The sequence below is a fragment of the Chlamydiota bacterium genome (assembly GCA_016178055.1).
GTDB lineage: Bacteria > Auribacterota > JACPWU01 > JACPWU01 > JACPWU01 > JACOUC01.
In genome coordinates, this window is the sequence record JACOUC010000035.1 from 26065 (window position 1) to 39807 (window position 13743).

At 40.7% G+C, this 13743-nt stretch carries 10 protein-coding genes; 5 read left to right on the forward strand and 5 right to left on the reverse strand.

Annotated elements, in window-relative coordinates; all coding sequences use genetic code 11:
- Positions 1-68: 68 nt before the first annotated feature.
- The 5 genes from HYS07_04645 to HYS07_04665 form a co-directional block, all read right to left on the reverse strand.
- Positions 69-1298 carry a glutamate dehydrogenase gene (locus HYS07_04645; GenBank protein MBI1870465.1) on the reverse strand — a complete coding sequence of 410 codons (1230 nt, stop codon included), beginning with the start codon at positions 1296-1298 and terminating at the stop codon, positions 69-71.
- A complete protein-coding gene (locus tag HYS07_04650; protein MBI1870466.1) occupies positions 1298-2734 on the reverse strand; it encodes an undecaprenyl/decaprenyl-phosphate alpha-N-acetylglucosaminyl 1-phosphate transferase in 1437 nt (478 codons plus the stop codon). Before HYS07_04650 ends, HYS07_04645 begins: the two co-directional genes overlap by 1 nt.
- Positions 2731-3924 carry a glycosyltransferase family 4 protein gene (locus HYS07_04655; GenBank protein MBI1870467.1) on the reverse strand — a complete coding sequence of 398 codons (1194 nt, stop codon included), beginning with the start codon at positions 3922-3924 and terminating at the stop codon, positions 2731-2733. The genes HYS07_04650 and HYS07_04655 overlap by 4 nt, the downstream gene beginning before the upstream one ends.
- A 177-nt stretch (positions 3925-4101) precedes the next feature.
- The gene (locus tag HYS07_04660) at positions 4102-5091 is read right to left on the reverse strand and encodes an NAD-dependent epimerase/dehydratase family protein (GenBank protein ID MBI1870468.1); all 990 of its coding nucleotides are present in this window, start codon (positions 5089-5091) and stop codon (positions 4102-4104) included.
- 16 nt (positions 5092-5107) lie between these two features.
- Complete coding sequence (locus tag HYS07_04665; GenBank protein MBI1870469.1) at positions 5108-6856, reverse strand: carbamoyltransferase; 1749 nt, start codon at positions 6854-6856, stop codon at positions 5108-5110.
- 267 nt (positions 6857-7123) lie between these two features.
- Between HYS07_04665 and HYS07_04670 the strand changes: the two genes are divergently transcribed.
- From HYS07_04670 to HYS07_04690, 5 genes are all read left to right on the forward strand, one after another.
- A complete protein-coding gene (locus tag HYS07_04670; protein ID MBI1870470.1) occupies positions 7124-7612 on the forward strand; it encodes a hypothetical protein in 489 nt (162 codons plus the stop codon).
- A 62-nt stretch (positions 7613-7674) separates the two neighbouring features.
- Positions 7675-8871 (forward strand): outer membrane beta-barrel protein, encoded by a 1197-nt coding sequence (locus HYS07_04675; GenBank protein MBI1870471.1) that lies wholly within the window; start codon positions 7675-7677, stop codon positions 8869-8871.
- Between the two features lie 41 nt (positions 8872-8912).
- The gene (locus HYS07_04680) at positions 8913-9761 is read left to right on the forward strand and encodes a polysaccharide biosynthesis/export family protein (GenBank protein ID MBI1870472.1); all 849 of its coding nucleotides are present in this window, start codon (positions 8913-8915) and stop codon (positions 9759-9761) included.
- 27 nt (positions 9762-9788) lie between these two features.
- On the forward strand, positions 9789-11729 hold the full coding sequence (locus HYS07_04685) for a polysaccharide biosynthesis tyrosine autokinase (GenBank protein ID MBI1870473.1): 1941 nt from the start codon (positions 9789-9791) through the stop codon (positions 11727-11729).
- A 340-nt stretch (positions 11730-12069) separates the two neighbouring features.
- Positions 12070-13665, forward strand: a complete 1596-nt coding sequence (locus HYS07_04690; protein MBI1870474.1) for an O-antigen ligase family protein — start codon at positions 12070-12072, stop codon at positions 13663-13665.
- Positions 13666-13743: the final 78 nt, after the last annotated feature.

Below are 13743 nucleotides of genomic sequence, written 5' to 3' on the forward strand. Positions count from 1 at the left end.
ATCTCCAGCGGTTTAAAAAATAATCCCTTAAATCCGCAATCTGAAATCCGCAATCCGAAATTTCTTTTTTAGATTCCTCTCAACGTCACAGTCTTCGCCACTCGACCCACCCCTAAAGCAAATGCCGCCGTTCTCAATGAAATTTTTTTGGACGAAGCAATCTGGACCACAGACTCATAACTCTTCAGCATGACCCGTCTTAATTCTGAAACCACCTGGTCTAAAGTCCAACGAAAACTCTGAAGATTTTGAACCCACTCAAAATAAGAAACAACTACTCCTCCCGCATTGGCCAAAATATCAGGAATCACGACAATCCCTTTTTTTTCAAAAATCTCATCTCCTTCGGGATCTGTAGGTCCATTGGCCGCTTCTAGAATGACCTTTGCACGAACCCGAGCCGCATTTCCTTGATGTAAAACCCCTCCCAACGCTGCTGGAACCAGGCAGTCACATTCAAGTTCAAGCAATTCCTCATTCGTAATAGACTTCCCTTCCGGAAAGCCTACAATGGTTCTTTCTTTTTTCAAATACTCTGAAACGTCCTTTATTTTTAATCCTTGAGAATGAAAGGTACCACCTTTAGAATCCGAGACAGCAATAATAAGGCCCCCCCTCCCTTCAATTAAACGAGCAAAATGAGATCCCACATTTCCAAATCCCTGAACGGCAAATTTTGCCCCCTTAAGCCCTTTCCCATGATCTTTGAAATATTGTTCAGCAATGATAGCGCACCCCTGCCCCGTTGCGGCCTCCCTTCCTTGCGATCCCCCCAATTCAACGGGCTTACCCGTCACCACCGCAGGGGCATAGCCCGCTCTCCTCGAGTATTCATCCATAATCCAGGCCATCACTTGGGCATTGGTATTCATATCGGGGGCGGGAATATCCCGGGTCGGCCCAATAAAATCTTGAATCTGTTGGACAAACTTACGCGTTAGAATTTCTAATTCCCGTTCACTAAGCTCGCTCACATTACAAGCAATTCCCCCTTTAGCTCCTCCAAAGGGAATATCCACGACCGCTGTTTTCCAAGTCATGAGCGAGGCAAGCCCCTTCACCTCATCAAGATTGACGAGCGGATGATATCGAAGACCCCCTTTAAAAGGGCCCCTGGAATTATTATGCTGAACTCTAAATCCTGTAAAATGAGCGAGCGTTCCGTCTTCCATTTCCATGGGAATAGAAACCTTCACTTCCCTAGAAGGATTGAGGAGAAGGGCCTGGACTCGTTCATTGAGTCCAATCAGCGAGGCTGCCTTTTGAAAATAATAATTGGTCGCTTCAAATGTATTCATTATTTCACTTGCGCAAAGGATGCTTCTACCACTTTTGCAATTTCCCGGGTAAGAAGATCCGCTCCTAAAAATAAGGCGTGATCTTTTTGAGAAGGATCTAAAGGCGCATGAACTTTCCTGAGCTCGATTTTTCCAATCACTTTTAAATCAACCAAAAGAGGCAAGATAATTTGTGTATAGGGGTGGAGTGTCCCCTCTAATCCACTGCGAGACCATTCTATCGACTTTGAAAGATTTTCCATTTCAAGACGAGCATAGTCAAAATCCGCCTTCTCAGAAAACTCTCTTGTTAAATGCCAAACTCTTTCTTCTAGAGCCGGAGTTTTTAATCCCTTAACCAATTCCCTTAATATATAACGGTAAAATCTTTCTTTACGAATTTTTCCAAATTCTTCTATCCGATCCTTAAAGACATGAGGCTTCAAATATCCCAAATATTTCAAACCTAAAAGGGAACATAGCGCAATAAAAACTAAAATAAGATGCGGATTATTAGATACATATAAAAATAAAGCCAGACCATTTAAAAGAATGCAAAAACCATAAAGGAGAAGTACGACTTTTCTTTGGGAAAACCCCATTCCCTTCAAGCGATGATGAATATGCTCTCGATCCCCTTTAAAGATCGGAACTCCGCTAAAGTAGCGGCGAGACATACTCACCACCATATCAATAATGGGAAGTCCCAACGCCACCATCGGAGTCAAGAACGCCACCATCGTACTGGCCTTATTCGAACCCCAAATGGAGAAAATAGAAAGAAGATACCCTAAAAGAAGACTTCCTGAATCTCCCAGATAAATCTGGGCCGGATTAAAATTATAGCGAATAAAACCCAACAGAGATCCCGCTAAAGCGACACATAGAAGAATGGTCAAAGACTGACCCGTCATAAAGGCAATGCTGCCCAACGTCACAACGACAAAAAGAGAAATTCCACAAGCCAAACCATCAATCCCATCAATCAAATTAACCGCGTTCATCAAACCCACAATCCAAAGAAGGGTTACAGGAAAGCTAAAAATCCCCAACGAAAATGCCTTTTCAAGCGAAGGAGAAGAAATATGGCCAATTTTGAAACCGCATGCGTAAACGAAGGACGCGATCAAAAACTCGATCATTAGCTTTCGCCAGGGAGAAAGATTTTTAAGATCATCCCAGACTCCGAGCAGTAAAATAAATGTCCCGCCCAGAAAAATTCCCAAACAAAGTTTGGCTTCATTCCAAAAGAGGACAGAAACTCCATTTTCATAAAAGAAAAGGCCAATCAAGGGAAGGAGAAAAGAAAAATAAACCGCAACGCCCCCCAAACGGGGAATGGGCAGGGCCTCTCCTTGCCCAAACGCTTTTAGACGAAAAGCCATTCTCTTAACGACAGGAACTAAGATTAAAGAAGCCATCAATGAAATGATAAAAGCGGCAAGATAGGTTCTCAATTCAACTCGACCTCTCTCTCACTATTCTGAATCAAATCCCTCAAAGCCCTATTCCACTTGTCCATCACAACTTTTTTTGAGAAAAAGCGACGGTACACATTATAAGCATTTTCTCTTGAAAGTTGCAATTGTTGAGGCGATTCTGCTATTTTCAAAATTTCATCTCTAACCGAAGAAATATTTTGATCTGTCAAAATAAGCCCCACCTTAAATTCTCGAATCCACTCAGCAAGGGAAGAATTTTCAGATCCCGCATATATCACTGGTTTTCCGACTGCGAGAGAGCCAAAAAATTTTGAAGGGACCACAACTCCATCCCACTCTGAACGCAAACTCGCTAAATGAATATCCGCTGCATTTAATCTTTTTTCAAGATCCTCCTCATTTGCAAAAGAAGCAAAACGGATATTGGAATCCTCTAAAGTTACCGCTTCACGAAGCTCTTGGAATCGATTGCCCCGACAGGCAAAGCAAAACACAACTTTAGAATTTTTCACCCGAAGCTCCCGAGCTAACTGAAGAAAAAGTGAAAAATCATGAGCCTTACCCATATTTCCAGAATACAATAATCCTAGCTTGGCATCTCCAAAGAGTTTCCTACGAACCTGAAAATCTCCGGATTCAATCTGATCAGGCTCCACCAGCGCCCATGGAACCAGGGTTTCAGCCCTTGCCCGATGATGGTATGCATCCAAACGCTTTCTCATGCAAGGACCAATATCCACCATCAAATCAACTCTCTTATATGCCCATCCCATCCATTTTTTGAATCGACGAGCGAACCATAAACTGGCTCCCTTAGCTCCATCCGAGATAATCGCTTCTGGATAAAGATCATAACACCAATGGACTAATTTAGATTTTGGCACAAACCATTTTAGGCCAAAAAATAACAAAGGGGAAAATTGGGGATCCGTCCCAAGAATGATGACATCTTTTCTTGGAAGCATAAGAATTTTAAAAAACCATCCCAAAATCATCCAAATCGAATTGGCTAAACGCAAGAATTTATGCGCCTGATTCCATGCAGGGCGCCAAATTCTTATAATCCGAATCTGATTCCAAATCTCTTCTCTCTTTTCGATTTTTTGATCAGGATAGCGGCAATAACGGTTTGAAGCCAGCGCCGTCACCTCCCATCCTCTTTTCACCAGCTCTTCAGCAAATTGAGAAAAATGACGACTGCTCACGACATCGTCAGGATAGAAAAAATGATAAAGAACAATCGAGGAAGGAATCTCAGCAGCTCCTTTCGGTTCGCCAGTTGCCCGTTACCGGTTACCCGGTTACCATTCACCTGTCACCAGTTCTCCAGTTTTTCTTGCTTTTGCCTCGAGCTTCTAGCTTCCTAGCCTCCAGCCGTCTTTTTAAACTCTTGCCCCGTCGAATGACGGGGTTAAACTGTTTTGATTTACTTGAGCCAAAATCCATTCATAAGTACGTTCCAACCCCTCCTCCAGAGAAGTCCCCGGCTCCCAGTTCAAAACCTGTCTTAATCGAGTATTGTCACTGTTTCTTCCTCTCACACCCTGAGGCTTTGTCAAATCATGCCGCTTGACGATTTTCTTTCCTGCAATATGCGCTACAATATCCACCAACTCATCAATCGTCACTAAACGATCCGTTCCCAAATTCAAGGGTTCTTGATAAGTCGACTGCATTAATCTGAAAATTCCCTCCACACAATCTTCAATAAAGCAATACGATCTCGTCTGAAGACCATCCCCCCAAACCTCGATCTCATCTTCTCTTTTTGCGAGAGCAACTTTTCGACAAATAGCTGCCGGTGACTTCTCCTTTCCACCGTCATACGTCCCCAACGGTCCATAAATGTTATGGAAGCGGACAATATGAACCTCCATTTTATAATCCTCTCCATAATACTGAGTGGCTAACTCCGCAAATAATTTTTCCCAGCCATAACCGGGCTCGGCATCTGCCGGATAGGCATCTTCTTCTTTAAGAGGTGCCACATCAGCCTTTTTCTGTAAATATTGGGGATAAATGCAAGCGCTACTCGTATAAAGATACTTCTTAACTTTGGTATGATGAGCGCCCTCCAGCATATTTAAATTAATCAAAGCATTATTTCTTAAAATAGGGGCATGATTTCCAGTAATATAACCAATCCCACCCATATCGGCCGCAAGCTGATAAACCTCATCCATTCCCAAACAAGCCTCTTTACAATTCTTAAATTCTCTTAAATCTAGAATGCGAAAGTCATCCGCTTGTGTTTTCTCGTATTCAGGTTCTTTAAGATCCACCCCTCGAACCCAATAATTTTTGGTTTTAAGATATTTCACCAAATGATGCCCGATAAAGCCACCCGCTCCTGCGACCAATGCTTTTTTCAATACTATACCCTCCTATTTATTTGCCATTTCTTGAAATAAAATATTTTCCAATCACCAAAACGTCCATTTTTGTTCTTAAAAGGCAATTAATCGCCTCACTTGGCTGACATACAATGGGCTCATTCTCATTGAATGAAGTGTTGAGTATGATGGGAACACCCGTCAAAGATTCAAAACTTTTGATGAGACTCCAATAAAGAGAATTATCTTCCTTCCTAACGGTCTGAAGCCTCCCTGTCCCATCCACATGAGTGACGGCCGGAATCAAGCCTCTTTTCTCTTGTTTCACTGGATAAACTTTTAACATAAAGGGATCGGGATAATCATTCTCAAAAAAATCCCCGACCCGCTCAAGCAAAATGGAAGGAGCAAAGGGTCTAAAAGGTTCCCGGCGCTTAATCCGGGCATTCAAAATATCCTTCATTTCGGGCCGCCGAGGATCCGCTAAAATACTCCGATTTCCCAAGGCCCGAGCACCCCATTCCATGGGCCCCTGAAACCAACCCACCACTTTCCCCTCCGAAATAGCCTGGGCTGTTAACCTAATCAATTCCTCTTCAGGTAAATCCGAAATCCGAAATCCGAAATCCGAAATTTCACCACTTTGAATGGCTTTTGAAATATCCTCTTGATTAAACTCCGGCCCCCAATACGAATGATTCATTACAAAATTTCGGGGATTCCCCAAAATTTGATGATGAACGTAATAGGCACTGCCAATGGCAGTTCCAGCATCCCCAGCAGCAGGCTGAATATAAACCTCCTCAAAAGGAGTCCGGTCGAAAATCTTGCCATTGGCGACACTGTTCATCGCACAACCCCCAGCAAGGCATAATTTCTTTAGCCCAGTTCGCTGATAAACATGATTTAATATTGCAAAATAAATTTCCTCAAATACAAATTGTAAAGAAGCTGCAATATCTTGGTGATGAGGGGTTAACTCCTCCCCATTTTTCAGAGCGGAACCCAAAAGTTCTTCCCATTTTTGAGAGTACATCGTTCCAATGACAGGTTCTCCTCCCTCCCAACTCATCGCAACCCCTTCATTGTGATGCCTAAAAAAATTCAAGTCCAATTGAAGGCCTTTTGATACATCCCAGCGAATCATCTTACGAAACCCTTCTATATATATGGGCTTTCCATAGGAAGCCAATCCCATCACCTTATATTCATCCCCATAATGAGGGAACCCTAAAAATTGAGTCCCAGCCGTGTAAAAGAAGCCTAAAGAATGCGGGAAATTCACGCATCCTAAAACCTTCATTTTATTCCCCTGCCCCTTAGCCCACATGGTACTGACATAATCTCCGAGGGCATCAATTGAAATAACAGCAGCTTCCTCAAAAGGAGAGACAAAAAAACTACTTCCCATATGAGAGCGATGATGTTCCACGGGATGCAATTTTGATTTCATCTGGTAACGAGGAAGATCAAATTCAAGGCTCAAAACCTCTCGTAAATTTCTGACCTTAGAAAAATTTTTCGCCCGATTTTTGAGAAAAGAAGATTTCAAACGATGAGAAAGTAAAAATTTTATTTTTTTAAAAAAATTCGCTTTGGGGTCTCTTGAAATCGAAATGTGATCCACTTGAGCTAAAGATACACCCGCTTCTTTAAGACACGATTGAATGGCTTGTGTTGGAAACCCCGCCCAATGTTTTACACGACGAAAACGCTCTTCTTCCACAGCAGAGATTAACAAGCCATCAAGTAAAATTGCGGCTGAAGCGTCCGCATGATAAGCATTAATTCCTAAAATGAGCATAAGAAAAATAGAGGTTGAATTTAAATTGAAAATTTAAAAATAAAGAGTTTTTTATAAAACGTTTTAACATTATAATTTTTTATTGATTTATTCAAGTAACTTATAATAAGATGATTGCAATGTTTATTGCTCAATAATCTTTCTTGACAGTCAATTCTAATTTTGGTTAATCTTTTAGACAATTCTGGGTTTTTTTATTTCGTGCTTCTTTTCAGCTTTTTAAAAAGTTGTTTTGTCTCTCAACCAACAAACAGGGGGAAAATCTACATGAGATTTAAAATATTTCTTTTCGCTTTCATCATCACTCTTGTAACGTTTGGAATTCTCTCACCCGTTTCACAGTTCGTATCCTCAAGTGAAGCAGCCCCACCGGTAGCCACGGGCGGTCAAGAAGCTCCCGTTATTCAATATTTTTCAGGTGAGATTATTATTTATTATAAAGATGGAACAACGATTACTCTTCATACCGGGGATCAAGCCCCAGCCCTACAACCTGGAACTGTCATTTATGTCAAAGAGGGTGCACTCGCTCTCAATGTTAATAACGATGTAGCAAATTTCAAAACGGGTGAGACTGTTCGAATCACCCAGAACGAAAATGGAAACTGGGTCGCTATCAGCTCAAATACTCAGTCCTCAGGGGCTTCTAATACAAGCTTGGCAACTCCAGATAATGCGGATAGCGAGTCTGAGATCGTAACTGAAGAAGAAGAAACGCCTGAAACAGAAGCACCGACAGAAGTCAGTCCAAGCTAAATTTTGAGCATATTTTTGGCTGTGAATCACAAACATCACTTTAAAAACAGGGGGAAAATAAAATGAAGAAATGGAAGATTTATTTGTTTCTTTTAGGAATGAGCTTTTTACTTGGTTCTATGGGAGTTCAGGCTGAAGTCTCATTTGCCAAAGCACCTGGAAAAGATAAAATGAAGGAAACCCTTCACTGGTTTCATCCGCGCCTAGATTTTTCTACGCAATATGACGACAACATTTTCCTGGAACCCGCTAACGAACAAGATGGCTTCATTTTCACCACAAGTCCAGGTTTGTCCATCTTTGTTCCATTTGATGGAGATCGTCATCTTTTCTCTCTAGACTATCAGGTTGATTTTCTTAATTTTTCTGAATTTGGAAGTCAGGACTTTGTTGCCCAAAGCGTTCGAGGAACTCTGGACTTTAACTTTCCTAAATTCTACGTCATTAACTCTGATATGTTTAGAAGAACCTCTTTACGATCTGATACAGAGTTTACGGAGAGAGTCGACCGAAACGAAAACACCTATAACTTTGCAATCGGAACAAAGGATTGGAATCGGTTTTCCTTTGAAACGGGCTACAATCTATTTTTCACTTTTTATGATGACGATTCACTCGATTCAATTGACCGATATGAGCATGTTGTCCGTGCTACGGGTTATTATCGTCTCTTTACTAAGACAAAAGCTCTTTTGGAATATTCTCATGGCTTCCTCATATATCCTGACGATACGAATAATCGTGACGGAGACTATGACCAAATCAGTGCTGGCTTAACAGGAGAACTTTTTACAAGGATGGTTGGGACAGCCAAGGCCGGTTATCAAAATCGTGACTATGACAATGGTCAGGATTTATCCAATTTAGTGGTGGATTTATCTGTCACTGAATATTTCAGTCCAGAAACTTCCCTGACGGTCGCGTATACGCGAACAGCCATTGAATCGGTGTTTGTAACGAATGATTTTTATTTCACAGATTATGTATCCGCCACTTTGGACCAGAAGCTTTTTTGGAATTTGAATGGGGTTCTCGGATTTTCTTATCAAACCAATGATTATGACGAAACCGTCACTGTTGATTCTGTTACCGGAGCCAGAAACGATGATCTTTATGGTGTCAAAGCAGGGGTTACCTATCCTTTCCGTGAATGGCTTACCACAGGAGTCGAATACAACTATTATGATCGAAGTTCCAATTTCGATGATTTTGACTATAATGACAACAGAGTCATGTGGAAGGTATCTGCTAAGTACTAAAATTCTTTCTAACTTGATGCTGGGAAAGGGATGGTTAAAAAATGCTTCGAACGCAACGAGTAGGTTTCTTTCTCTTTATTTTTTTTCTTTTCCTTTTTAAACCATCCTTTTCTCAAGCCACCAATGATTATCTGGTCGGAATCGACGATGTCTTGGAGGTCTCCGTGTATGATGAACCCGATCTGTCTCTTACAGCTCGAGTGAGCCAAAGTGGTCGAATCGACTACCCTTTACTAGGAAATGTTAAAGTCAAAGGGCTAAATGTCTCGCAAGTGCAACGACTCTTAAAAGAGCAACTTGAGAAGGACTATCTCATCAATCCTATCGTAACCGTTTCTGTAAAAGAATTCGGCAGTATCTACCTTCTAGGCGAAGTTCAGAAACCGGGCCCTTACAAGCTCTCTACAAAGACAACCCTTATGCAAGCTATTTACATGGCTGGGGGAACGACCTCACTTGCCGACCGGAGCAAAATTTCAATCGTTCGAGTTGAGGGAGAAGAAAAGAAAATTTTTCATGTGGACCTTACTGAAGTATCCGATGAAACACTTTCTGGCGAAAATTTCAAAGAAAAAGATATAGACCTTCTCCCTAATGATATTGTTAAAATCCCCACAACTCGACTTGGAAAGATCAACATTCTAGGAGAAGTCAGCCGACCCGGTCAATATGATTTTATGAACGGTTTGACTGTTGTGGACGCCATCACTCTTGCCGGCGGCTTCTCAAAAGTTGCTTCACCCAATGGGACCCGAGTCATCAGAACTGAAGGGGGTGTTAAAAAAGTCATCAAAGTCCCTGTTCAAAAAATTCTAAAAAGCGGCGATAAAAAGAAGGATGTCCAACTTAAGCCGGGCGATATTATAACCATTCCTGAAAGTTTTTTATAAAAAACTTAATCTCAACTTTGGAGAACCATGCCATCTCATTCCGATCGTGTCATCCCTGGATCATTTTCCTTCAAAAATGAAATAGCGCAAACGAGTAAGCATCTTTCAGATTATCTAAGAATTTTTTGGAAAAGGAAGTGGCTCGTTTCTTTCGTTATTGTTGCCGTTCTTTCCATCGTTGCTATAAAAATTTACTCTGCCAAACCCCTTTATGAGGCCAACTGCAAAATTTTGATTGAAAAAGAGCAGAAAAGGGTCATGCCTGTTGATGAAGTGTATCAAGTAAATTGGGAAGGGGTTTATCTCTCCACTCAATATAAAATTATGACCTCAAAGAAATTTGCAACTTTGGTTTATGATAAACTCCATTTAAAAGATATGATGTCGATTGATGCATTTATCCTTTCCTATCGAATTGAGCCCGTGCGGGATACCAGTATGTCCAGTATCATTGTTAAAGATACGGATCCTGAAAGAGCTTCTCTCATTGCAAATACGATCGCCAGCGTTTTCATTGAACAAAATTTAGAGCGAAAATTAGAGGCTGTGCGATATGCAGTGAAGTGGCTCTCTGGGAAGCTGAAAGGAATGCAGAATAAGATTAACAAGGCTGAAAAAAATCTTGCGAGCTATGTAAAAGAAAACAATATCATCAGCCTCCCTAAAACTGATCTATCGGAAGATCAATCGGTTTCGTTTAGTTACTATTCAAAAGAAAAGGTGAATCTGGAAGAAGAACTTTCTAAACTCGAGAAACGTTACAAAGAAAAACATCCAAAAATTATTCGGGTTAAGCAAGAACTGGCTGCCATTTCTGAAAAGTTGAATCAAGAAATTGTTCAAATTACCGACCTTCGTCAAAAACAGATTCAGTATAGAGTTCTCAAAAGAGAGGTAGATGTTAATCAAGAACTTTTTAATACCCTCCTTAATCGCATCAAAGAAACAAATTTATTAGAAGGTTTGAAAACAAATAATATATCTATCGTTGATCCGGCTGAGCCACCTTCATCTCCTGCCTGGCCGATCAAGACTAGAATCTTTCTTAAAGCTTTCTTTTTATCTCTTCTTTTGAGCTCTGGACTTGTATCTCTCTTAGAATATTTTGACAATACTTTCAAAAATGATGAAGATGTAGAGAAAACATGTGGATTTCCTGTTCTCGGCCATATTCCCCTTGCTTCTGTGATCAAGAAACGAATGAACTCTCGTGATGTAGCCCTTGCATCTTTTTATTTCCCAAATTCCAATTTTGCAGAATCCTACCGCTATGTTCGAACGGCCATCTCTCTTTCTGCAGTTGATAAGCAGTACCCTGTTCTTCTGGTCACAAGTACTTATCCTAAGGAAGGAAAAACCACTGAAGCGATGAATCTTGGCATAACCATGGCTTCTACAGGTGAGAAGGTTCTTCTGATTGATGCTGACATGAGAAGGCCTTCTTTTCAACATGTTATTCCATACAAAGTTCCGAAAACTGGCTTAAGCAGCTACTTGACTGGTAATAGTGCTCCAGAATCTGTTATCTTTGAGACTGAAATTCCTAACCTGTCCATTTTACATTGTGGTACCGTTCCGCCTAACCCCTCGGAGGTTTTAGGTTCTCAGAAAATGCGCTCACTTATAGAGTGGGCAAGAACTCGGTTTCAAAGGATTATCATTGATTCTCCCCCTGTCATGGCTGTTGCCGATGCCCTTGTCCTGTCATCCATGGTTGATGGTGTTATTTACACCATCAAAGCAAATAGAACTTCTAAGAAACCGGCCACGACATGTCTCCAGCGTTTGGTGGAATCACATGCAAAAGTGCTTGGAGTGATCTTAAACCAGATTACCCCCAAAGGCTCTGGTTATTATTACCAATATAATTATAAATATTATTATAACTATCGGGATGCAAATCAAAGTAAGAACGCGCGTAATAAGTCTTTTCAAAATGAGGAGTTGGTATCTCTCCAAGGGAAATAGTCTTCTTGATTTTTTCTCTTTCCTTATCCTTCTCTCCACCCTTGTCCTTTCTCCACTTCCCTTTGGGGCAAAACCTATATGGGGTTGGGGGCCCAGTATCATTTTTGTTTTTGTCGCATCGTCTTTATTCTTTTATAACCAGTTCTCTCAGAGTAGACGACTCCAGTTTCCTCTTTCTCTGAATTTTGGATGGATTCTAATCACTTTATTTACACTGATCTTATTGCAACTCTTGCCACTCCCTATCATCCTCTATAAGTTTCTATCGCCGAATCGCTATCATCTTCTCGTCAGCACTCTTCCTCAGTCTTTATCATGGTATCCTTTAAGCTTTCTTCCTATGAAAACTTACGAATACCTGATTCAACACTCTGGTTATGTTCTCTTTTATGTATGGATCCTCCGTTTATGTACCAAAACAAAAAATGTTCAGTTCCTTGCCCTGCTCATTTCTTTGATGGGATTTTTTGAGGCAGTGTATGGTCTGGTAGAACATCTTTCGGGGAGTCAGTCAATTTTTAGTTACAAGAATTTCTATCCGGAAAGTAGTCATTTAATTAATGTTGCAACAGGAACATTCATCAACCCAAACCACTATGGAAATTACCTGAGCGTATGTTTCTTTATCACGGTCGGTCTTATTGGATTCGAATTCTCAAAAAATGAAGTTCAGGAAGCTGGATGGAAGGAAAGATTTTTTCAATTCACATCTGAAAGGAATTCCAAAATACTTTTTTTGATGGGGATCTCTTCCATCCTCATGCTTGCCATTTTTTTTTCTCGATCCAGAGGCGCCGTTATAAATCTTATTTTAGGATCTATCTGTTTCACTCTTCTTTCCTGTCAGCACACTCGTATCTCGTGGAAACATATCGCACCGGGCGCTTGCATCCTCTTAAGTTCAAGCATGTTCCTTCTCTGGATCGGGAAATGGCCCTTCACAGACAAATGGCTCAATCTAACAAAGAATATCTACTTGGGAGAATCCTTTCGCTTCAAAATCTGGGAAGACGCACTGACTTTATTTTCTAAATTCCCTCTATTTGGGACAGGCGCAGATACATTCGGAGATGTTTACCCCTTATCTCAGTCCATTCCAGATGTCTACATCCAGCATGCCCACAATGATTATGTTCAAGCCCTTACAGAATATGGACTCCTTTGCTTAGTCCCAATGATACTTTGCATCTTTAGAATTCGTACTTATTTAAAAGTCCTAAAAATAAGAAGACGTGATTCCACTGACTATCTTGCCTTTGGAGCTTTTGCGGCATGTTTTTCATTTCTTTTGCACTCAATTTTCGAATTTAATTTCCATATTCCTGCTAACGTTTTTGTGTTCTTAAGTGCCGTTGCCATTTCCACACTCCCCTTAAGATTAGAACCTAAGTCACAAAGAGATATCCCTTGGGGGAAAGGAAGAACCATCCACTTTCCAAGATGGACACAACTTGTTCTCATCTCTTTTTGTATGTATTCCGTTTCCTTCTGCTATCGTATTTCAAAAGCAGGTTGGTATCTTTTCAAAGTTGAACAAGGGCAAGGAAGAGACGATAATGGAAAGACGATAGAGCTCCCCCTCGAAGAGACCCATACCCTTCTTACCCATGCCATGTACTATGATCAAAAGAACACTCAGATTCTCTATCGCAAAGCCCTTCTCATGCAAAAAATCCCTCCTCTTAAACGCAGTTTATCTACGAAAGAATATCTGAATGAACTTTACGACTATCTTATACTCATTCAAAGATTAGAACCGCTAAACTACAATATTCATCTTCAACTTAATCAGCTTTATAAAAAATTCTCCCTCTATTATGAAAAGTTAGGAATGAAAGAGGAGGTTGAGAAATTTAGAAGAGAGGCACTAACAGAATTGAAGGTGGCGAAGAGACTTGCTCCAACCTTATCGAGGATTCAAAATAAAAAATTTTGAGGATGTATTAAAAGAGGGTATAGATAAATGGGGCAAGTGCGCTAGATTGAGAAAGAATAAGCAATAGTCCAAAAAGCA